A 21,234-nucleotide genomic window follows, 5' to 3' on the forward strand; every position below is an offset into this window, starting at 1 on the left:
TCGCCGGCCGGCGCGCGGGCCGCGGGTCAGTGCTCTCCGGTCGGCGGATCGGTTTCGTCCGGCCGGATCGCGCCGGGCCGATCGGCGTGTTTCGGCCGAGGCAGCGCCGCGATGCCCACCGCGATGATCGCGAGCACCGCGGGCAGCTGCACCAGCACGGAGCCGCCCATATAACGGTCGGGCGAACGCCACGGGCCCGTGGACAGCGCGGCAGCGGACAGCATGGTGCCCATGCCCGCGACGACGACGAGCGCGCGCGGTGTGACAAATCGCGTGAAACGCGTTGCGGCCAAGGCGATCACCGTGGCGGCACCACCCACCGGACCTGCGATCACGGTGGCCGCGCCGGTGAGCCCGATCGCGCCCATCCAGCGACGGCCCCAGGTGCCGGGCACTTCGGTGCTCGAATTCGCCTGGTCGGTAGGCATACCCGCGGCAGGCCGCGCGCGGCGGGGAACGGCCAGCACCGCGAGCGGAAGGAGCAGCAGCAATCCGCCGAAGATGGCGAGGCGATACCACCGGTCGACCGGGAAGGTGATCGTCACCGGGCCGGTGGCATCGGCAGGCAGCAGCCAGGCTTGCTGCCAGCCATCGACCACCACGGGTTCGAGCACGCGCCCGTCCGCGCTGGTCGCGCGCCATCCGACATTGGTGCTCAGCGGCAGCACGAGCAGGCGGTCACCCGCGTTCGTCGGCGGTGCGGCGGCGGCTTCCGCCCCGGTTCGGTTCAGGCGCAGGCGATCCACGAAGAAGAGGTCGGTCGGACCGACCGCCACGTCGGCCCGGCCTTGCGGCAACGCGAGCTCCGGTGTGTCCGCTTCATCCGTACACACCCGGGCTGGAACCGGCGCACCGGACCGCAATTCGCCGACGGTGGCGGTGACCGTGGTGCGCAGCGTCCGGCCGCCCGCGTCGATCGTCGGGCCGAGTGCGCACGGCACGGTGATCTCGCGGTCCAGCGCGGCGGCCTCCGGGTAGTCCGGTCCGATGACCGTCACCTCGGCCAGTCCGGGCGGCTGGGTCTGGACGAAACCCAGCGCGGTCTTGTCCAGCACCGGCTGCCAGGTCCGCATGCTCAACTCGATGCGGTCGGTCACCGTGGGATGCAGGGAGATCCGCGTCGGCGCGCCCCGGCCGTCGTCGTCCAGCTCGCGCACCTGCGGGCCGTCGCCGAGGTTGACCGTCACCGAGGTGGGCGCGGCGGGCAGACCGCCGAGCGAGGGAGTCAGTTCGAGGCCGGTCACCAGCGTGGGCTCGGGCAACTCGAGGGTGAGCGTCGGCCTGCCTGCGGTCGGCTCGCGGACCGAGTCCTCCGGTGCGGTCCAGCTCGTGCGCGGATCGCCGTCGGTCGCGGCGAATGCGGCCCCGCGCAGGTCGCCGACGTCGGCCTTGCCCCGGGCCACCGGCCTGGCGTGGTCGGTGAGCAGCGCCTCCAGTGCCGGACCTTGCCGGGTTCGGACGGTCAGTTCCGGGGCGACCGACATCGGTTCCGGGACGGTCAGCGTGCGCTGAAACGCCCCCGGTTCCTCCGGGGCCAAGGCGAGACCTTTACTGCAACGTACCCGGTCGGGCGCGTCGAAACAGGCACTGCGGCCGGGGAATTCCTGACCGAGATCCCATCCCCGCACCGGTGCGCCCGCGGGAGCCGACGGCACCACGGTGCGATGCCTGATGTCGACGCGGACGGGCGCGTTGCGCGTCGAGTAATCGTCCAGCGTGAGTTCGCTGATCCCGAATTGCCCTCCCGAGGAACCGTTCTCGGTGCGAATCGCGGTGATCTTCAGCCACTCGGTGCGGCCTGCGGGGAGCGAAACCGAGACCGGCGCACCGGGTTCGGGCACCCGCACCGAAACGGTGCCGTTCGCGGTGCGCACCTCGATCCATTTGACCGGGTCGCCGATGGCGGCCGAACTGGTGGTCAGGTTCAGTTGCCCGGCCTTGATCGGGTGGTCGAGATCGAGCCGGAGCCATTGGCCGAGGGCGTGCTCGGTGCCGTTGCTGATCCATGCGGTGGACGGATCGCCGTCGACGACGGCCGCGGTGGAACTTCCCGGGGCCGCGCCGCCGAGCTGGGTGGCGTCGGCGGCCGAGCTCGACGCGGTGACAGTGGCGCCCGACCACTCGCCGCGCACCAATTCGGTGCCTGGCACCGGATAGTCGGGGACCAGGTTGAAGGTGCGGCGCGCGTCGTCGGGTGCGCGCAACGCGGAGTTGTGGTTGTCCACCCGGCCGAAATCGGCTTCGCGATCCATCGGCGTATCCGTGACCGTCACCGGGCCGAGCGGCAACCCGGCCTCGGTCGCGTCGGCGGCGAGCAAGGCGGGTGTCCGGGCGAGGCCGGGATCGCGGCGCATCCGCTCGAGCACTTCGGGGCCGCCCTGGATGACCGGGACGTCTCCGAGCGGGACGGTGTACGCGCCGGGGAAAGCCTCGGGCGCGCCGGTGCCGCTACGCACTTCCGCGGGTGTCCCGTGGCCCGGCGCGTCCACCCGGTAGATCTCGATCGCCGGGTACGGCGGGCGCAGGTCACCGTCGGCCACCAGGTCGTCGGCGATCACCACCGATTCGATGGGGTTGCCGAACTCGGCCACCTTGTGCAGCCCGGGCGACCCGTCGAGCGCCTGATGGGCCAGCACCGGCCGGGTCGAGCGGGAGGTCTCCGGATCGAGGTCGTTGCGCAGGACGACGACGCCGATCCCTTGGGCGCTCAGCGTCGCGGCCAGTCCGGCCGATGGCCTGCCGTCGGCGATGAGCCGCTGCACCGAATCCATCGCGCGGATGGTGCCGGGCGGGTTCAGCGGCACCGCGTCGCGGATCGCCCACGGCGTTCGGGCCAGCGCTTGCAGTGGTTCGTCGCGCGTGAGTCCCCAGACCTGACTGCCGAAGGGCGCGCCGGGCACCACCAGGGCGCGCGTATCGGCGGCGTTGTGCTCGAGCCAGTCCGCGGTCTGCTGCCAGTACGCGGGTACCCGGTCGTAGGCGCCGCGCGGGGCGAGTTTGCCGGTCCAGGCCAGCGAGGTGGACAGGGCCAGCGCGGTGAGGATCAGCGCCGCGATCGCGACCGCGCGGTCCCGCTCCGGGTGCGCGAAAGCGCTCCGCCAAGACTTCACCGGTACCGAGGCGGGCAGCGGAACCCGGGCGAGCAGCTGCGCCAGCCCCAGCACGAGCGGGATGCGGATCAACGGCTCCAGCTTGTGCACGTTGCGCAGCGGGGCGCCGCCGGAGTCCAGGAAGACGCGCACCGACTCCGCGAACGGTCCGCTCAGTTCACCGACGAACCCGGCGCTGATGCCGACCAGCCCGACACACAGGATCAGGACGAGCCTGCCGCGATACGGCATGGACCGCAGGGCCAGCCCCGCCATGCCCGCCGCCGCGACCAGCCCGGTGGCCAGCACCGCCGCGGGCTGGGTGACCAGCACCGCGCCCGCGATGCGTTCCGGCGAGACGAACGGCGTCCAGCTGTCGGTGCCGCGCAGCACCTCGCCGAGCGAGGCCCACTGCGTGGTCACGCCCGAGGACTCGATGTAGTCCAGGAACGGCGGACTCACCTTGCCGAGCAGCAGCAACGGCACCGCCCACCAGAAGGTGGCCAGCACCAGCAGCGGGATCCAGGCGGCGGTGAAGCGCCACCAACGCTGGTTGTAGCGAGAGAAGCCCGCTCGGGCGCCGTCGGACGCAGTCCGTCCACGGCCGGTCACAGGCGAAGCAGCCGCCCACCACAGCAGCGCAGGCAAAAAGGCGGCCACGGTCGCGACCGCGTTGACCGAGCCCATCAGAGCCAGCGCCAGCGCACTGCCCGCGGCGGACTCGGCCCCGCCCCGCCGCCGCTCGCGCCCGGCGACGCCGAGCGCGGCGGGCGCGAGCAGCACCCACGGCGCCAGCATCATCGGCAGCGTCTCCGAGGAGATCGACCCGACGGTGGTCAGCACTCGCGGCGACAACGCGAAGGCGAGCGCGGCGACGACGCGTGAGCCGCGCGTGCCGATGCCGAGCGCCTCGCACAGGCGCACGATCCCCCAGAATCCGGCGAGCAGCAGCAGCGCCCACCAGATCCGCTGCGTCACCCAGGCGGGCACGCCCAGCAGGTGGCCGAGCGAGAAGAACGCGCCGTGCGGGAAGAAGTAGCCATAGGCCTGGTTCTGCACCTGACCCATCGGCGCCTGGCTGCTCCACAGATGGCTCGCGCGTTCCAGGAAGCCGAGCGGATTCTGCGCCAGGTCGTATTTCGTGTCGGCGACCGTGAGTCCGGGCGCCTGCACGAAGGTCAGCAGGAACGCCACGACGACGGTCGCGGCGAACCAACGTCTGCCCAGCGGCGCGGTGCTGTGCTGCCCCGGCGCCGCGGACGATCCGAGCGAGTCGGCGGGTGAAGCGGAGGTCAGCGGGTCAGCGGCTGCCGTACTCAACGTTGTTCAGCAGCGAGGAGTCCTTGTCGCCGCTGCGATCGATCTCCGGCCGCGAGTTCTGCTGGACCGCCATGGTGATGAGGAAGACGCTGAGCACGCCCAGCACGGCGCCCGCGACGGCACTCGCAACACCCGGGACAGCAAACTTCATCGCGGTACTCCAATACGTCGATGCAGGCACGTTCCCGGCCAACCTAGCAGGGCGTCCGGTATTTGTATGCGTTCAGGCCGCCGAATCTCCGCTGAACGCGCCCTGGCCGACGCTGGAGCGCCCGACGGACTGCCCGGAAAGCGGCCGCGTCAGCGGGCGGGGAGAGCGCAGTGCAGCGCGCCGAGCAGGGTGCGCAGTTTCGCGGTGGTCTCGTCGAGTTCCGCCTGCGGGTCGGAGGCCGCGACGATGCCGCCGCCCGCGTACGCCCGCACCGCGCGACCGTCGGCCGAGAGTTCCGCGCAGCGGATCGCGACCACCCAGACGCCGTCGCCGTCGGCGTCGCACCAGCCGACGGCGCCGCCGTAGAAGCCGCGGTCGTCCTCGAGGTGCGTGATGGTGTCCAGCGCCAGGTCGGTGGGGGTGCCGCAGACCGCGGGCGTTGGGTGCAGCAGCAGCGCCAGGTCCAATGCCGTGATCGTGCTGTCGCGCAGCCGCCCGGTGACGGGTGTCGCCAGATGCCACACCTCATGGGTGCTGATCAGTTCCGGGCTCTCCGGAATCGACAGCTCGGCGCAGATCGGCGCGAGCCGCTCGCGGATCCAGTCGATCACGAAGGCGTGCTCGTCCCGATTCTTGGTGCTCGCCAGCAGTTCCCCGGCCTGAGCGGCGTCGGCTTCCGGATCGGCTCGCCGTGGCGCGGTGCCCGCCAGTGGGCGCAGCGTCACCGTGTCGCCCTGCCGGGCGATCAGCACTTCGGGCGTCGCGCCGACCAGCGTCGCACCGGGGCGTCCGGCGGGGGTGAGATCGACCGCGAAGACGTTCGCGTGCGGATGCCGGGTCAGCAGGTGTCCCGCGACGACTTCCGGGTCGAGCGCGGACTGCGCCTCGGCCAGCACCGACCGCGCCGCGACCACCTTGCGCAGCGGTTGTGCGGGATCGTTGAGCTGCTCGACCAACTTGGTCACCCGCGCCACATGTTCGGCCGGGCTCGGGACCTCGGTCACCACGCGCACCGGCGGCAGCTCGGGCAACGCGGCGGGCCGCCATGGACCAGCGGTGTGCACGGCGCGCTCCGGCACGCTCAGCGCGGCAGGCTCCCGTGGATCGAAGGGCAGCGCGCCGACGACCAGCCGCGCACTGCCGTCCAGCAGCGCCGCCCGCGCTCGTCGCGCGTCGTCGAAGCAGACCCGGGTCCCGTGACCACGAACAACCCCGTCGGCCCGGGCAAGCAGGAACCCATCCATGCCCCCAACCTAGTGGGTGCGGTCGGACGTGGTCCGTCCTCAGCCCGCGCATGGCCGGAGCGAAGGCGGAGGTACGCGTAACCCCGTCGCCGCGCCACACAGCGGTGGAGCGATCCATATCTCACGCGAGTGCGATCACGAGTTCTTGCCGGGCGGGACGAGCAGGACCGGGCGGTGACAATGCTTGAGGACGGCGTCCGCGACGCTGCTGTGCAGCAGCGCGCGGATGCCGGTGGCGCCACGGGTGCCTGCCACGATGATGTCGACGTCCAGTTCGTCGGCGCAGTCGACGATGGCGTTCCAGATGGTGGTGGCGCATTCGGCGGTGCGCGCCTCGGCGTTGAGACCCACCAGTTCGGCCAGCCGCACGCCCTCGGCGTTGATGGCGCGCGCGTCGACGTAGGCGATGTCCTCGATCTCGTCGTCCGGCACCCATTCCGGTTGCATCACTCCCGACAGCCCGGACAGGCGAGCCGCTTGCCGCACCATGGGCTCCCAGGCGGTGAGCACGATGGCCCGGTCGGCGGTGAGGAATCGCCCGGCGTATTCGACAGCGCGCTTGGCGTTCTCGGAGCCGTCGTAGGCGATGAGCATCAGATCGCAGGGCACGATGACCTCCTGGAAAGGACGCACGGCGACACCTCGAGATTACCCCTGGAGGCCCGCGTCGAGCGCTTGTTTTCGGGGGTCTACCTGCGGGTTCGCGGCCGCACCCGAGTTGCCTGCTCGGTAGGGACGTAGCGACTGCGGTCGCGCACGTCGCGGCGAGTACGGTTGACCTCTATGCGGAAGACGCCTCTGCTCGTCCTCGCCGTACTCGCCGCGGTCGCGACCGCCTGCTCGAACGGTGGCTCCACCGAGTCGGCCCCATCGAGCACAACCACCACCACGGACGCGACCACCGCCGCGGTCCCCGTCACCAGCTCGGCGCCGCCGGACTGCAACGCGGGATACCTCGCGCAATTCACCACCCGCCAGAAGCTCGCCCAGTTGCTGACGGTCGGCGTCACCGGTGCGGCCGACGCCACGAACGTGGTGCGAAACGAGCAGATCGGCGGCATCTTCGTGGGCGGCTGGACCGACCAGGCGCTGCTCGCCTCCGGCCAGATCGAGCAGGTGAAGCAGGCTGCCAAGGTGCCGCTGATAGTGACCATCGATGAGGAGGGCGGCCGGGTCTCGCGGGTGCGCGACCTGATCGGCGCGGCGCCCTCGGCGCGGCAGACGGCGCAGACCATGAGCCCCGATGAGTTTTATAGTGCGACGCTGACCAGGGGTCGCGCGCTGAAGAATCTCGGTGTGACGGTGGATTTCGCTCCCGACGTCGACGTCAGTTCCCAGCCGGACGACTCCGTCATCGGCGACCGCTCCTTCTCCGACGACCCGGACGTGGTCACCCGCTACGCGGACGCCTACATCCGCGCCATGCGCGAGGTCGGCGTCGGCACGGTGATGAAGCACTTCCCCGGTCACGGATCCGGTTCGGGCGACTCGCACACCGGCGCGGTGCGCACCCCGCCGCTGGACCAGATGCAGAACACGGACCTGGTGCCGTTCCGCAACCTGATCGGCTCGGGCGCGGCCGTCATGGTCGGTCACCTCGACGTGCCCGGATTGACCACACCCAACGTCCCGGCCAGCATCAGCCCGGAAGCGATGCGTTTGCTGCGCGAGGGCACCGGCTACGGAGCCGCGCCGTTCCAGGGACCGATCTTCACCGACGATCTCGGTGGCATGGCCGCGATCACCAGCCGGATGTCGATCGAGGACGCCGTCGAGGCCGCATTGGTCGCCGGCGCGGACAGCGCCTTGTGGATCACCACCGACGCGGTGCCCCAGGTGCTCGACCGGCTGGAGCAGGCGGTTTCGAGTGGGCGACTGCCGATGGCCCAGGTGGATGCTTCGGTGTTGCGGTTGGCCGCGTACAAAGGTGCGTTGCCGCGCTGCTGAGGCGCGCCGCACGGTCGGGTCGGGCGACTGGTGAGCAAATCGGACCGCCGGAACTTACCTTGGAGTAATATATGAGATTCACCTGTGGTAGGAGTGTGGATGGCGGGCGGTACGAAGCGGCTTCCGCGGGCGGTACGCGAGCAGCAGATGCTCGACGCCGCCGTGGAGGTCTTCTCGCGTAAAGGCTTCCACGACACGTCGATGGACGCGATCGCCGCCGAGGCGAAGATCTCGAAGCCGATGCTGTATCTGTACTACGGCTCCAAGGACGAACTGTTCCGCGCCTGCATCCAGCGCGAGGGGCTGCGGTTCATCGAATCCGTCGCGCCCGCGGGCAACCCGCTGCTCACGCCGCACGAGCAGGTGCGCACCGCGCTGGAGGGCTTCCTCGGCTTCGTCGACCGCAACCGGCGCTCCTGGCAAGTGCTCTACCGGCAGGCCATCGGCCAGCAGGCGTTCGCCTCGGAGATCGAGAACGCGCGCGAACGCGTCATCGAGCTGACCGCAAAACTGCTGGAGTCCAGCGCCAAGCACGCCGAGCCGGGGACGAACTTCGACGTCGTCGCGGTCGCCGTGATCGGCGCGGGCGAGGCCATCGCCGACCGGCTGGCCAGCGGCCGGATCGAGGTCGCCGAGGCCGTCGACCTGCTCGACGATCTGGCCTGGCGCGGTCTCGCCGGCCGGAAGAAAACCGAGTAGCCCGCCCATCGCCCGGATCGGTTGCTTCCGCGCCGCCCCCCTGCCAAAGTGCGTGAGTTCGCACAGCGCGGACCGGCTCGTCCGAAGAGCCGGGGAGAAACGGGGCGGAATTGTTCGGGTTGCTCAGGCCGTGTGCGCACGGCGCTCAGAAGTATGGAATCGATGCGGCCGAATGGCGGGCGCATCTGTGCGGTTTGTGTCTCGGCTTGCGCGACGGGCACGGTCAGCTCGCCCGCGCCACCACCAACAAGGACGCGCTGGTGCTGAGCATGCTCACCGAGGCCCAGTCCGGACCGGCGGCACGCACCACCGCGGCGCCGTGCCCGCTGCGCGGAATGCGCCGCGCGTCGGTGGTCGCCGCGGGCGCGCCCGGCGTCCAGCTCGCCACCACCGCGTCGTTGTTGTTGGCTGCGGCCAAGATTCGCGATCACGTGGACGACGGTGAGGTGGTCGCGCTCGCGCGCGGGCCGCTGGCGAAAGCCGCGACGCGATGGCACCGCGAGGCTCGCGCGGGCGCGGACCGGATCGGTCTGGACGTCGAACCGCTCGTCGCGGCGCTCGCCGCGCAGGTGCGTTTGGAGCAGGAGGCGAAGGAGCTGGTCGCCGTGGGCGGGGCTGGTTTCGCGCCGGAATCCCTTGCCCATTCCTCGCATTGGCGTTCCGCGATGTCGCCGTCGGCCGACCCGATCGACCGGTTGACCGCACCCACTCAGCTGTGCGCGTCGGAGTTCTTCGCCCACACAGCTGTCTTGGCCGACCGCACGGACAACGTCGACGCGCTGCGGGAGGCGGGATGGCAGTTCGGCCGGATCGCGCATCTAGCCGACGCCGTAACCGACTATGACGATGACGCCGCCCACGACCGCTTCAACCCTCTCGCGGCTACTGGAACCAGCCTGCCCGAGGCCTACGACCTGATGCGGCAGTCGAATTCGCGCCTGCGCGCGGCCGTCGCGGCGGCCGAACTCAGCCGGGTTCCCACCGTACGCTGGATGCTGCTCGACCCGCTGACCGCGGTGCTGCGGCGGCTCGGCGGCGGGCTCGGCGCGTTCGCCGCCCACACTTGCTCGGTGTCGCCCGAAGGGGCCGACATCCGCGCCCACGCGCACGGAACCCGCCACCGCCCGCCGACCCGCCGCCCTGGCATCGGTGAATCTCTCGCGCTCATCCTGAGCGCTTACTGCACCGGCTACGCGTGCTGCGCCGACCACACGCAACCGTGTACGGGCGAACGCAAGGACGCGTGGATCAAGAACTGCGACTGCGGAGATTGCGGAGATTGCGGCGGGTGTGATTGCAGTTGTTGCGATTGCGGGGATTGCAATTGCTGCGACTGCGGTTGCGACTGCTGATCCGTGCTGGAGCGGCGAGCCGGCCGCTCCCGTGCGAAAGGCACGGCCGACCTCGCTGAAAAGCGCGAAGCCGCATCCTGATTCGTGGGAATCGGGATGCGGCTTCGCGGAACGTTCAGCGCAGGGTCGCCGTCAGGTGCGGGTACCCCTTCTTCGGGTGGAGCAGCGCCAGATCCCAACCGCCTTCGACCTGATCGGCATACAGGTTGACGGCGGAGGGCAGCAGGATCGGCTTGCCGAACTTGACCGAGTACGTGGTCTGCTCCGGAATGCGTCCCTCGACCGCCCCGAGAATCGTCGCCGCCGACCACATGCCGTGGGCGATCGATCGCGAGAAGCCGAACGCCTTGGCGCCCAATGCCGAAGTGTGGATCGGATTGTGGTCACCGGACGCGGCCGCGTACCGGGTGATCGTCTTCTGATCCACCCGCAGGGTGCGCAGCGGCGGCGGCGGAACCTCCTCCGGTTTGGGCTCCGGTTTCGGCCCGCCCGACAGCGAGGTGCGCTGCTGGTGCAGGAACGTGGTGACCTGGTGCCACACCTGCTCCCGGCCCACCTTCACATCGCTGATCGCGTCCACGAGCAGGCCCTTCGGGTGCTCGCGCAGGTTCTCGATGTGGGTGCGGATGTCCAGCGGCTCGCTCACCGAGATCTCGCGGGTGCGCTCGATGACGTTCTGCGCGTGCACCGCGCCCACCGCCACGAACGGGAAGTCCCGCGCCACCACCAGTTGCATCGCCAGCGGGAAGGTGAGGATGAACGGGTAGGTCAGCGGCAGCGCGTCGCCGAACCGCAGCCCGGTCGCGCGGCAGTAGGCGGCCAGATGATCCGGGTCCACCCGCAGCCCGTCGAGCCGGACGGCCCGGTCCGGCAGCGTCGGCTTGCGCGCCGACAGCAGCGGCACCGCGCCGAGCGCCGCCTTGACGAACAGGCGGTTGTTCTTCGGCGGTTCGGTGAGGGCGATCACCTGGGTCTTCTCCTTGCCTGCCGGAGCCTGGGCCATCATGCTCCGATCAGGCTCTGTCCGCAGACCCGCACGACGTTGCCGGTCACCGCGCTCGACGCCGGGCTCGCGAAGTAGGCGATGGTCTCGGCGACGTCGACGGTCTGGCCGCCCTGCAGCAGCGAACTCATCAGCCGGCCCGCTTCCCTGGTGGCCAGCGGGATGGCGGCGGTCATCGCGGTCTCGATGAAACCCGGCGCGACGGCGTTGATGGTGATGTTCTTCTCCGCCAGCTTCGGCGCCTCCGCGTTCACCATGCCGATGACGCCCGCCTTGGACGCGCCGTAGTTGGTCTGCCCGCGGTTACCCGCGATGCCCGCGATCGAGGACACGTCGATCACGCGACCGCCCTCCTTCAGCGCGCCCTTGGCCACCAGCCCCTCGGTGATCCGGTGCGGAGCGGCCAGGTTGACGTTGATGACCGCGTTCCAGCGGCCCTCGTCCATGTTCGCCAGCAGCTTGTCCCGGGTGATGCCCGCGTTGTGCACGACGATATCGATGCCGCCGAAACGTTCGGTGGCGAACTCGGCCAGCTTCTCCGCCGCGTCGGGCGCGGTGACGTCGAGCGCGAGCGCGGTGCCGCCCACCTTGTTCGCGGTCTGCGACAGCGCCTCGCCCGCCGCCGGGATGTCGGCCACGATCACCTGGGCCCCGTCGCGGGCGAACACCTCGGCGATGGTGGCGCCGATGCCGCGCGCGGCGCCGGTCACCACCGCGACCTTGCCGTCCAGCGGGCGGTCCCAGTCGGCGGGCGCGCTCGCGTCGTCCTTGCCGACCCGGATGACCTGGCCGTCGACGAACGCCGACTTGGCCGAGAGCAGGAAGCGCAGGGTCGACTCCAGGCCGGTCGCCGCCGCGGACGCCTCCGGGTGCAAATAGACCAGCTGGGCGGTCGAGCCGCGCAGCAGTTCCTTGGCCACCGAGCGGGTGAAGCCCTCCAGTGCGCGCTGCGCGATCTGCTCGTCGATGCCGGAAGCCAGCTCGGGAGTGGTGCCGATGACCACGATGCGTCCGGAGGAGGTGAGGCTGCGCAGGGCGGGCTGGAAGAACTCGAACAGTTGCGAGAGGTCCTCGATGGTGCCGACGCCGGTGGCGTCGAATACCAGGGCGCCGTACTTGGTGCCCTGGCTCAGCGCATCGGCGAAGGTGTAGTCCGACAGCAGGGCGCGCACCGGCTCGGCGACGCGGCCCTTGCCGCCGATCAGCACCGGCCCGGACAGCGGCGGCTCGCCTTTGACGTAGCGGCGCAGCTTCTCCGGCTTCGGAAGGCCGAGCTTGCCGGCCAGGAACGCGCCAGGCGCGGAGTGTACGAACGATCCATAGAGGTTGGGAGCACCCTTGCTCTTGCTGGCTGCCACTATTCCTACCTTTTCTGAGTTCTGGCTCTCGGGTCTGGGGTATCGCCCCGGCGTGGTCTGCTGGCGCACTTTTGCGGGGGTATGTGTCGACATTAAACTTACTCCAGAGTAAGTTTAATGTAAACAACCGCGACGGGGCGCCGAGCAGCGCGGAGATATCCGTGCTCCACCGGGCCGCCGGGACACCCATCCACGAGACCTTGGAGACTCGAGTGACTAGCAAAGCCCGTTCGGCGAAGAGTGCCGCCAAGACCGGTAGGACCACCCGCCCGGTCGCGATCGTCGGTGGCAACCGGATTCCGTTCGCTCGCTCCGACAAGGCGTACGCGCACGCCTCCAACCAGGACATGTTCACCGCCGCGCTGGACGGGCTGGTCAGCCGTTTCGGCCTGCAGGGCGAGCGACTCGGCATGGTCGTCGGCGGCGCCGTGCTCAAGCGGGTCGGCGAGCACGGCCTGATCCGGGAGAGCGTGCTCGGCAGCAAGCTCAGCCCCTACACCCCGGCGCACGACCTGCAGCTGGCCTGCGGCACCGGCCTGCAGGCGATCGTCACCGTCGGCGACGCGATCGCCGCGGGCCGGATCGAAGCAGGCGTCGGCGGCGGTACCGATACCACCTCCGACGCCCCGATCGGCGTCAGCGAGGGCATGCGCGAGTGGATGCTCGACGCCAACCGCGCCAAGACCAACAAAGACCGCCTCAAGCTGGTCGGCCAGCTGCGCCCGAGCATGCTCGGCATCGAGATCCCGCGCAACGCCGAGCCGCGCACCGGGCTGTCCATGGGCGAGCACGCCGCCATCACCGCCAAGGAATTCGGCATCCCGCGCGAGGCGCAGGACGAGCTGGCCTATCTGTCGCACAAGAACATGGCGGCCGCCTACGACCGCGGTTTCTTCGATGACCTGATCACGCCGTTCCTCGGCCTGACCCGCGACGACAACCTGCGGCCGAATTCCTCGATCGAGAAGCTGGCGACGCTGAAGCCGGTCTTCGGCGTCAAAGCCGGTGACGCGACCATGACCGCGGGCAACTCCACCCCGCTCACCGACGGCGCCTCCGCGGTGCTGCTGTCCAGCGAGGAGTGGGCCGCCGAGCGCAAGCTGCCCGTACTGGCGCACCTGGTGGACAGCGAGGTCGCCGCGGTCGACTACATCCACGGTCCCGACGGCCTGCTGATGGCCCCGACCTACGCGGTGCCGCGCCTGCTCGCCCGCAACGGCCTGACCCTGCAGGACTTCGACTACTACGAGATCCACGAGGCGTTCGCCTCGGTGGTGCTGGCCACCCTGACCGCGTGGGAGTCCGACGCCTACTGCAAGGAGCGCCTCGGCCTCGACGGCGCGCTGGGCTCGATCGATCGCAGCAAGCTGAACGTCAACGGATCGTCGCTGGCCGCGGGTCACCCGTTCGCCGCGACCGGCGGCCGTATCGTCGCCGCCACCGCGAAGCAGCTGGCCGAGAAGGGCTCCGGCCGCGCGCTGATCTCCATCTGCGCCGCGGGTGGCCAGGGCGTCGTGGCGATCCTCGAGCGCTGACCGATCGCACACCGCGAGGTGGTCCGACCGGAATTCCGGTCGGACCACCTGCGCCCTACTCGCCGGGCAGCTCGAGGTGCCCGCCGAACGCTTTACGCATCGCCGAGAGCACTTTGTCCGCGTACACCGCTTCGCCCCGCGAGGAGAATCGCGCGAACAAAGCCGAAGCCAGCACAGGGACGGGCACGCCGGTGTCGATGGCGGCATCGACCGTCCAGCGACCCTCGCCGGAATCGGATACCCGGCCGCTGTAGGAATCCAGGCTCGGGTCCGCGTGCAGCGCGGCCGCGGTGAGGTCCAGCAGCCAGGACGCGACCACCGACCCCCGCCGCCACACCTCGGTGATCTCGGGGATGTCCAGGTCGTACCGGTAGTACTCGGGATGTTCCAGGGGCGTCTCCTCCGCGGAGAACTCGCCCGTGTGCTCGGCGCCGTAGTTGGCCCGGCGCAGGACGTTCAGCCCTTCGGCGTAGGCGGCCATCGCCCCGTACTCGATGCCGTTGTGCACCATTTTCACGAAGTGGCCCGCCCCTACCGGTCCGCAGTGCAGATAACCCAGCTCGGCCGTGGACGGCTCGCCGCCGCGTCCCGGCGTCCGCTCCGCCGCCCCGAGGCCCGGCGCGATGGATTTCAGCAGTGGGTCCAGGTGCTTCACCGGCTCGGATTCGCCGCCGATCATCAGGCAGAAGCCGCGAGTCCGCCCGAAAACCCCGCCCGAAGTGCCGATGTCCACGTAGTGGATGCCCTTGGGCCGCAAGCGCTCGGCGCGCACGAGGTCCTCGTGGTAGCGGCTGTTGCCGCCGTCGATGACGATGTCGCCCGGTTCGAGCAGCTCGGCGACCTGCTCGATCACCGCACCGGTGGCCCCGGCGGGGATCATCACCCACACCACGCGCGGCGTCTCCAGCATGCCGACGAACTCGGTGAGGTCGGTGCTGCCCCGGAAGCCGTCCCCGAGCTCGGCGCGCAGTTCGTCGATGTGCGCGGAGCGACGTTCGTATCCGACGGCGGTGTGTCCGTCCCCGACGATGCGGCGCACGATGTTTGCGCCCATCCGGCCGAGGCCGATCATTCCCAGCTGCATGCCATCCATCTCCCTCGTGTAGCCAAGTCTTGCGGCGGGGTCGTCTCGATTCTTCCGCGTGGGATCGATCACGGTTCGGTTCGCGGGTGTAACGCCGCCCGCTACAGCCCGATAAACAGATCGGCACCGCGCAGTTGCCTGACCCCCGACCCGGCAACTGCGCGGGCCTCTTTGTGTGGTGTACCCGGTTCTTCGCGCGGAATGTGCGCTATGCCCGAGCTGTGGCGAGCACTGTCGGTGTGGACCACTATCGTTGGCAGGGACGCGCAGCGGTGCGGGTCCACAATTCAATCGAACGGGGAGGACGGTTCGTGACGAGCCAGCCGAGCACCGGAGGACGCGGCCCACAGGCTGGTGGCGAAGTCGGATGGCGCCAGCTTCTCGGGGCGGAGCGGCCCCAGGCGGCGGACCGGTCGGTCGCTTGGACCGGCGACGAACAGCTCACCCAGCCTCTGCAAACTACCCGGAGGCGGCCCCCGCCACCCGCACCCCGCCGTGCGCCCGCGCGTCGCCCGATCTCGCCCCCGCCGTCGAAACGCCTGGACAGCGCCGTCGTGCGCCGGGTGGGTATCGCGGTGGGCGCGGTGCTGGCGGTCGCCGGTCTCGGCTACGTGGTGGACTGGGTGATGTCCTCGGGCGAGGTCGCGCGTGGCACCGTCGTCGCCGGTGTCGACATCGGCGGCATGGACAAAGCCGCGGCCGATGCGAAGCTGCGCGCCGAACTGGATCCCAGGGCGGGCCGCGAACTGCCGCTGCGCATCGGCGACGTGCAGACCCGCATCGTGCCGAGCGCCGCCGGACTGGCCGTCGACTGGGACGCCACCTGGTCGCGGATCGGCTCCCAGCCGCTCAACCCGTTCACCCGGCTCGCCTCCTTCTTCACCACCCGCGAAGTGTCGATCGTCAGTGCCGTCGACGAACCGGCCCTGGATCGCCAACTCACCGAACTGCGGGTGCACGACCGGCCGTCGGTGGAGGGCACCATCACCTTCCGCAATGCCGAACCCGTCGCGGTGCCTCCGGTTCCGGGCCGGGTGCTCGATGTCGCCGCCGCGCGTACGGAATTGGCCGAGCAGTGGGTCGCCGGCGCCACAGTGGACCTTCCCGTCGTCCCCGCGCCGCTGCAGGTGCGTCCGGAGGCCGTGGACAAGGCCCTGCGCGAGATCGCCCAGCCCGCGGTGCGCTCGCCGATCGCGTTCGCGGGCAAGGGCGCCTCGGGCAGGCTCGATCCGGAGCAGATCGCGTCCGTGCTGGCCTTCGCGCCGGACGGGCAAGGCGGTCTCGCCGCGTCGGTGAATCAGGACGCCGCAACCGGTCTACTCGGGCCGCAACTGGCCACCACGGAGATCGAACCGAAAGACGCGACGTTCGCGGTGGCGGGTGGCAAGGCGTCCGTCGTCCCCGCCGTGATCGGCGACAAGATCAACTGGCCCAAGACCTTCGAACAGCTCACCGCGTTGCTGACCGCGCCGGGCGAGCGGACCGCGCAGGTGGTCTACGAACGGGTCGAACCGAAGCTGACCACCGAGGCCGCACAGGGGCTCGGCGTGGTCGAACCCGTCGGATCGTTCACCACCGGCGGTTTCAGCGGCCCCTCCGGGGTCAACATCCGCACCGTGGCAAAGAAGGTCGACGGCGCGATCGTGAAGCCGGGAGACACGTTCTCGCTCAACGACTTCACCGGTCCGCGCGGCACGGCGGAGGGATACGTCGAGTCCGGCATCATCGACCACGGTCGTCCCAGCACCGCCGTCGGCGGCGGCATCAGCCAGTTCGCCACCACGCTCTACAACGCGGCGTATTTCGCGGGTCTCGAGGACGCGGGTCACACCGAGCACAGCTACTACATCTCCCGCTACCCCGCCGCCCGCGAGGCCACCGTCTTCGACGGCGTGATCGACCTGAAATTCCGCAACAACACCCAGACCGGCATCTACATCGAAACCTCGGCGACCGCCACCGAGATCACCGTGCGACTGTGGGGCACGAAGACGGTCGACGTCGAGTCCATCACCGGCGAGAAGACCAAACCGACCGAACCCAACACGGTCACCTTGCCCAAGGGCAAGGACTGCATCGCCTCCGAAGGTGGCCCCGGCTTCACCATCTCCGACACCCGCGTCATCACCGACCACAAAACCGGCCGCGAAGTGTCTCGAAAGACCCGCACGGTGAAGTACGACCCGATTCCGATCGTCAAGTGCGAGTGAGGGAATAGCCCCGAGCACGCGGTTCCCGAATCCGCCCCGCCACGCACCGGAGGGGCGGATTCGTCGTCTTCACAACGGAGTTCGCATCAGCAACACGTTGTACTGGGTGTGCTGGGTGACCACGAAGTAGAGGTCGCGGCCGGTTTGATACGGATAGATCATCGGCGCGTACGCGGTGGGAAGCGCGCGGGCGTCGATGAGCACGCGCGGTTCGCTCCACGGCCCTTCCGGAGCCGGTGCGGTGCGCAGGACGACGCTGTTGGCCGGATCGGTGGTCAACATGACGTACTGGCCCAGATAGTCGTTCCACATCACCGAGAGTTCCGCGACGCCGCCGACGATCGGAGCCGCCGTCTTGGCGTCGGTGGGTTTCCACTCTCTGCCGTCCCAGTATTCGTAGGCGTCGATATTCGCGATATCGGATTCCTTCGCGCGAGAGACGAATCCGGGATTGTTGCGCCCTGCCGGGGTGCCGTAGCGGTAGACGTAGCCATTCGCCTTCAAGAAGGCGTTCTGCTGGAAGTTCTCGTGGCCGTCGACGTTCGCGCGACGCGTGTGGGTGAGCTGGGCCCACGTGGTGCCGCCGTCACCGGAGGCGGCCAGGGTGGAGAAGTTGGTGTTCCACTTCCCGTGGTCACCCCATTCGCGCACCGACATCAAGCTCATGTACTGCACGCCGCCCACCGAGATGCCCGCGGTGGGAATCAGGCTGATCTCGATGCCGGGAATCTTGGGGCTGGGTATGGGATTCGGCACCACGTCGTCGAAGATGATGCCGTCGGCCGGATCGTGCCTGGAGCTGCGGAACAGCACATTGCTGGTCCAGGCCCAGATGCTGCCCGCGAGGAGATTCGGGATCCCGATGCCCGCGCTGTCGCCGAAGGCGGTGATCATGCGGCCGTTGCCGTCGTCCCACATGATGCCGAGATCCGTGCCGAGCACGTTGACGTTCTGGGTCCGATTCGGGCTGTCCATGCCGGTCACCTGGAACACCGCTCTGGCAGGCCCGGGCAGGTCCGGCAGGCCGTGAATGCCGTTGATCGCCGGAATCGGAATGACGTTGTTCGGGTCGGCTCCGGCGGGCGTGGCGGCGACCAGCGCCAAGACCGCGGCCAGCGCGCCGGCCCCGGTGAGTGCGGACAGCGATCGAGTCATCCGGCAATTCCCTTCCTCTGGGACGCAGTCTGCTCGGTCATTCTGCCCGTTCGCCGCCGCGATGTCGCCTACATCGGTGGGTGGACTCAGCGCGTTCGGCCGATCGTCACCAGCCGGTAAAGCCACCACGGGCGCTCGGGTAGTTCTGGGCTGTAGACCCGCATGCTCATCGATCGGACCCGTCTCGAGGCTGGATCGCGCACCTGCAATCGGCGGCGGGGGAGGTCGGCGGGACGCACTTCGGTGGTCCACATGCGATCCCAATCAGGGGAGCGGCGGCAACGTTCGGCGATCTCCTCGACGCGCTCGCGCGGCGCGAGCGGAGACAGGATACGGAAGGCGTCGACGAGCAGGTGCGCTTCCACGGCCCAGTCCACCATCACCCGGCGGGCCGCCGCGTCGAGGAACATCCACTCCAGCACGTTTCCTCGGGGGAGGGCACCTGGAAAGGCGCGTTCGTAGGCGGAATTGGCTGCCACCAGGTCCTGCGTCGGCATCCGCTGGTAGCAGGCCGGGTCGGGGAAGCTGTGCAGGTCGGCCTGGTCGTCCGGAGTGGGCACGTCGGGGCCGGGTCCGTAGGCGCCCGTGAAGAAATTCGGCAGGGACAGCACGACGATATGTTTGCGGTACCAGATCGGCACCTCCAGCGCGTCGAACAGCTGTTGCAGCAGTGGCTGATTCGGCGCCACCGCGCCTGTCTCGATCTGGTCGAGCACCGCTTCGGTGAGCTCGGCCCGCTCGGCGAGATGGGCGGGCGTCAGCCCCGCGGCGAGGCGTCGTTCGCGCAGATAGGCGCCGATGCCAGTTGCGTTGCGCGTCACCTCGGGCACCTCTGCCGACAATTCTCGTGCCGAACTGTGGGAAGCGGGAGGCTCTTGTCGCTCCCCGGGAGCACGCAATCTACCGGAGAGAATCGGCGTCGAGCGGTGATCGAACGTCACGAATCGACAAATGTAGACGACAACGGCCCGGAGCGGATCTCCGGGCCGTTGTGCCGTTGCGGTGGAACGAAGGTCAGAACGCGGCTTCGTCCAGCTCCATGATGTCGTTGTCCAGGTTGGACAGCACCGCGCGGGTGGCGGTCAGCTCCGGCAGGACGTTGCGGGCGAAGAACTGCGCGACCGCGATCTTGCCGTTGTAGAACGCCGCGTCGGCGCCGGTCGCGCCGTTGTCGAGGGCCGCGATGGCGACCTCGGCCTGACGCAGCAGCTGCCAGCCGATGAGCAGGTCACCGACCGAGAGCAGGAAGCGCACCGAACCGAGGCCGACCTTGTACAGCTCGCTCGGCTGCTCCTGGGCGCCCATCAGGTGGCCGGTGAGCGTGGCGGCCATGGCCTGCACGTCCTCCAGCGCGGTGGCCAGCAGCTTGCGCTCGCCCTTCAGGCGGCCGTTGCCCGCCTCGGCGTCGATGAACTTCTGCACCTGACCGGCCACGTGGGCCAGCGCGACGCCGCGGTCACGAGCGATCTTGCGGAAGAAGAAGTCCTGCGCCTGGATCGCGGTGGTGCCCTCGTAGAGCGAGTCGATCTTCGCGTCGCGGATGTACTGCTCGATCGGGTAGTCCTGCAGGAAGCCCGAACCGCCCAGGGTCTGCAGCGACTCGGTCAGGTACTGGTAGGCCCGCTCCGAGCCGACGCCCTTGACGATCGGCAGCAGCAGGTCGTTGACCCGCGCGGCCAGGTCGGCGTCCGCACCGGAAACGTGCTGGGCGACATCGGCGTTCTGGTGAGCGGCGGTGTACAGGTACACCGCGCGCAGGCCCTCGGCGTACGCCTTCTGGGTGGCCAGCGAGCGACGGACATCCGGGTGGTGGGTGATGGTCACGCGCGGCGCGGCCTTGTCGGTCATCTTGGTCAGGTCGGCGCCCTGGACCCGCTCCTTGGCGTAGTCCCGCGCGTTCAGGTAACCGGTCGACAGGGTCGCGATGGCCTTGGTGCCCACCATCATGCGAGCGTGCTCGATGACGTCGAACATCTGCGCGATGCCGTTGTGCACCTCGCCGACCAGCCAGCCCTTGGCCGGGATGCCGTGACCGCCGAAGGTGACCTCACAGGTGGCCGAGACCTTCAGGCCCATCTTGTGCTCGACGTTGGTGACGAACACACCGTTGCGCTCGCCCAGCTCACCGGTCTCGTGGTCGAAGTGGAACTTCGGTACGAAGAACAGCGACAGGCCCTTGGTGCCCGGTCCCGCGCCCTCGGGGCGGGCCAGCACCAGGTGCATGATGTTCGGGAACAGGTCGTCGGAGTCGGCGGAGGTGATGAACCGCTTCACGCCCTCGATGTGCCAGGTGCCGTCTTCCTGCTTGATCGCCTTGGTGCGACCGGCGCCGACGTCGGAACCGGCGTCGGGCTCGGTCAGCACCATCGTGGCGCCCCAACCCTGCTCGGCGGCGATCTCCGCCCACTTCTTCTGCTCGTCGGTGGCGTTGTTGTAGAAGATGTTCGCGAAGCCGGGGCCCGCGGCGTACATGAAGGCGGCGGGCTGCGCGCCCAGGATCAGTTCGGCGATCGCCCAGTACGCGGCGCGCGGGATCGGCAGGCCGCCGAGCTCCTCGGCGATGCCGAGCTTGTCCCAGCCGCCGTCCTGCAGGGTGCGGTAGCTCTTCTTGAACGACTCCGGCAGCGTGACCGTGTGGTTCTCGGGGTCGAAGACCGGGGGGTTACGGTCGGCGTCGGCGAACGACTCACCGAGCGGACCCTCGGCCAGGCGGCGCACCTCGTTGAGCATCTCCTTCACCGTGTCGGTGTCGAGATCGCCGTAGGCGCCACTGTCCAGGATCGACCCGAGGCCGAGAACCTCGAAGAGGTTGAACTCCAGGTCGCGGACGTTGCTCTTGTAGTGACCCATTGTCAGTACTCACTCTCCGTTGAGTTGGTGCGGTCGGTATGGTTGCCGTTCCCGCCCGTTGTTCGCTCCACCGGGTAGTCGTGCCGGTTTTCCGCATGCTACTCGCGGGTAACTTATGAGACATATTACCGGCCGGTAATGATTGCGCAAAGAGCTGAGCAGGCAATGTGACGCGTTTTACAGTGTTTGATGGCCGCGACTGCGCCGCGAACGGAACAGGCTCGGTCTCGCTTCGCT

The 21,234-nt window shown here is 69.4% G+C and carries 15 protein-coding genes; 5 read left to right on the forward strand and 10 right to left on the reverse strand.

Annotated elements, in window-relative coordinates; translation table 11 throughout:
* Positions 1-26 precede the first annotated feature (26 nt).
* From ACWESM_RS11570 to ACWESM_RS11585, 4 genes are all read right to left on the reverse strand, one after another.
* Positions 27-4,409 carry an alpha-(1->3)-arabinofuranosyltransferase gene (locus tag ACWESM_RS11570; protein WP_452491595.1) on the reverse strand — a complete coding sequence of 1,461 codons (4,383 nt, stop codon included), beginning with the start codon at positions 4,407-4,409 and terminating at the stop codon, positions 27-29.
* Positions 4,390-4,560, reverse strand: coding sequence for a DUF2613 domain-containing protein (locus ACWESM_RS11575; protein ID WP_083880942.1), 171 nt, complete (start codon positions 4,558-4,560; stop codon positions 4,390-4,392). Before ACWESM_RS11575 ends, ACWESM_RS11570 begins: the two co-directional genes overlap by 20 nt.
* 149 nt (positions 4,561-4,709) lie before the next feature.
* Positions 4,710-5,804 (reverse strand): isochorismate synthase MenF, encoded by a 1,095-nt coding sequence (locus ACWESM_RS11580; RefSeq protein ID WP_397276239.1) that lies wholly within the window; start codon positions 5,802-5,804, stop codon positions 4,710-4,712.
* A gap of 135 nt (positions 5,805-5,939) precedes the next feature.
* On the reverse strand, positions 5,940-6,413 hold the full coding sequence (locus tag ACWESM_RS11585) for a universal stress protein (RefSeq protein WP_364424870.1): 474 nt from the start codon (positions 6,411-6,413) through the stop codon (positions 5,940-5,942).
* Positions 6,414-6,587: 174 nt separating this feature from the next.
* Between ACWESM_RS11585 and ACWESM_RS11590 the strand changes: the two genes are divergently transcribed.
* The 3 genes from ACWESM_RS11590 (at position 6,588) to ACWESM_RS11600 (ending at position 9,802) form a co-directional block, all read left to right on the forward strand.
* A complete protein-coding gene (locus ACWESM_RS11590) occupies positions 6,588-7,751 on the forward strand; it encodes a glycoside hydrolase family 3 N-terminal domain-containing protein (protein WP_355071361.1) in 1,164 nt (387 codons plus the stop codon).
* A gap of 99 nt (positions 7,752-7,850) precedes the next feature.
* Entirely contained in the window at positions 7,851-8,450 is a 600-nt protein-coding gene (locus ACWESM_RS11595) for a TetR/AcrR family transcriptional regulator (protein ID WP_040870930.1), read from the forward strand.
* Between the two features lie 119 nt (positions 8,451-8,569).
* The gene (locus tag ACWESM_RS11600) at positions 8,570-9,802 is read left to right on the forward strand and encodes a DUF5685 family protein (RefSeq protein ID WP_452491790.1); all 1,233 of its coding nucleotides are present in this window, start codon (positions 8,570-8,572) and stop codon (positions 9,800-9,802) included.
* A gap of 115 nt (positions 9,803-9,917) precedes the next feature.
* On the opposite strand, the gene ACWESM_RS11605 is transcribed toward ACWESM_RS11600, so the two are convergent.
* Together ACWESM_RS11605 and ACWESM_RS11610 are read right to left on the reverse strand one after the other, a co-directional pair.
* Positions 9,918-10,808, reverse strand: a complete 891-nt coding sequence (locus ACWESM_RS11605; RefSeq protein WP_355071364.1) for a MaoC family dehydratase — start codon at positions 10,806-10,808, stop codon at positions 9,918-9,920.
* Complete coding sequence (locus ACWESM_RS11610) at positions 10,805-12,163, reverse strand: 3-oxoacyl-ACP reductase (RefSeq protein ID WP_355071365.1); 1,359 nt, start codon at positions 12,161-12,163, stop codon at positions 10,805-10,807. Before ACWESM_RS11610 ends, ACWESM_RS11605 begins: the two co-directional genes overlap by 4 nt.
* Positions 12,164-12,375: 212 nt before the next feature.
* On the opposite strand from ACWESM_RS11610, the gene ACWESM_RS11615 reads away from it, so the two are divergent.
* On the forward strand, positions 12,376-13,698 hold the full coding sequence (locus ACWESM_RS11615) for an acetyl-CoA C-acetyltransferase (protein WP_355071367.1): 1,323 nt from the start codon (positions 12,376-12,378) through the stop codon (positions 13,696-13,698).
* A gap of 55 nt (positions 13,699-13,753) precedes the next feature.
* Here ACWESM_RS11615 and gnd read toward each other — a convergent pair whose 3' ends face one another.
* The gene (gene gnd, locus ACWESM_RS11620; protein WP_355071369.1) at positions 13,754-14,782 is read right to left on the reverse strand and encodes a phosphogluconate dehydrogenase (NAD(+)-dependent, decarboxylating); all 1,029 of its coding nucleotides are present in this window, start codon (positions 14,780-14,782) and stop codon (positions 13,754-13,756) included.
* Positions 14,783-15,003: 221 nt separating this feature from the next.
* Here gnd and ACWESM_RS11625 point away from each other — a divergent pair, with 221 nt between their 5' ends.
* A complete protein-coding gene (locus tag ACWESM_RS11625; protein WP_452491598.1) occupies positions 15,004-16,992 on the forward strand; it encodes a VanW family protein in 1,989 nt (662 codons plus the stop codon).
* A 69-nt stretch (positions 16,993-17,061) separates the two neighbouring features.
* Here the strand turns inward: ACWESM_RS11625 and ACWESM_RS11630 are convergent, their stop codons facing one another.
* The 3 genes from ACWESM_RS11630 to ACWESM_RS11640 all read right to left on the reverse strand — a co-directional run bounded on the left by ACWESM_RS11630 (position 17,062) and on the right by ACWESM_RS11640 (position 20,997).
* Complete coding sequence (locus ACWESM_RS11630; protein WP_356962956.1) at positions 17,062-18,147, reverse strand: DUF4185 domain-containing protein; 1,086 nt, start codon at positions 18,145-18,147, stop codon at positions 17,062-17,064.
* 86 nt (positions 18,148-18,233) lie between these two features.
* Positions 18,234-18,968, reverse strand: a complete 735-nt coding sequence (locus ACWESM_RS11635) for a helix-turn-helix domain-containing protein (protein ID WP_452491600.1) — start codon at positions 18,966-18,968, stop codon at positions 18,234-18,236.
* 193 nt (positions 18,969-19,161) lie between these two features.
* Entirely contained in the window at positions 19,162-20,997 is a 1,836-nt protein-coding gene (locus ACWESM_RS11640; RefSeq protein ID WP_355071375.1) for an acyl-CoA dehydrogenase, read from the reverse strand.
* Positions 20,998-21,234 lie beyond the last annotated feature (237 nt).

This window comes from Nocardia sp. NPDC003999, assembly GCF_053604885.1.

Bases quoted from the DNA above. Each gene is read 5' to 3' on its own strand.
- ACWESM_RS11575 (WP_083880942.1), bottom strand. From the start codon at position 4,560: ATGAAGTTTGCTGTCCCGGGTGTTGCGAGTGCCGTCGCGGGCGCCGTG.
- ACWESM_RS11580 (WP_397276239.1), bottom strand. From the start codon at position 5,804: ATGGATGGGTTCCTGCTTGCCCGGGCCGACGGGGTTGTTCGTGGTCAC.
- ACWESM_RS11590 (WP_355071361.1), top strand. From the start codon at position 6,588: ATGCGGAAGACGCCTCTGCTCGTCCTCGCCGTACTCGCCGCGGTCGCG.
- ACWESM_RS11595 (WP_040870930.1), top strand. From the start codon at position 7,851: ATGGCGGGCGGTACGAAGCGGCTTCCGCGGGCGGTACGCGAGCAGCAG.
- ACWESM_RS11605 (WP_355071364.1), bottom strand. From the start codon at position 10,808: ATGATGGCCCAGGCTCCGGCAGGCAAGGAGAAGACCCAGGTGATCGCC.
- gnd (WP_355071369.1), bottom strand. From the start codon at position 14,782: ATGCAGCTGGGAATGATCGGCCTCGGCCGGATGGGCGCAAACATCGTG.
- ACWESM_RS11630 (WP_356962956.1), bottom strand. From the start codon at position 18,147: ATGACTCGATCGCTGTCCGCACTCACCGGGGCCGGCGCGCTGGCCGCG.
- ACWESM_RS11640 (WP_355071375.1), bottom strand. From the start codon at position 20,997: ATGGGTCACTACAAGAGCAACGTCCGCGACCTGGAGTTCAACCTCTTC.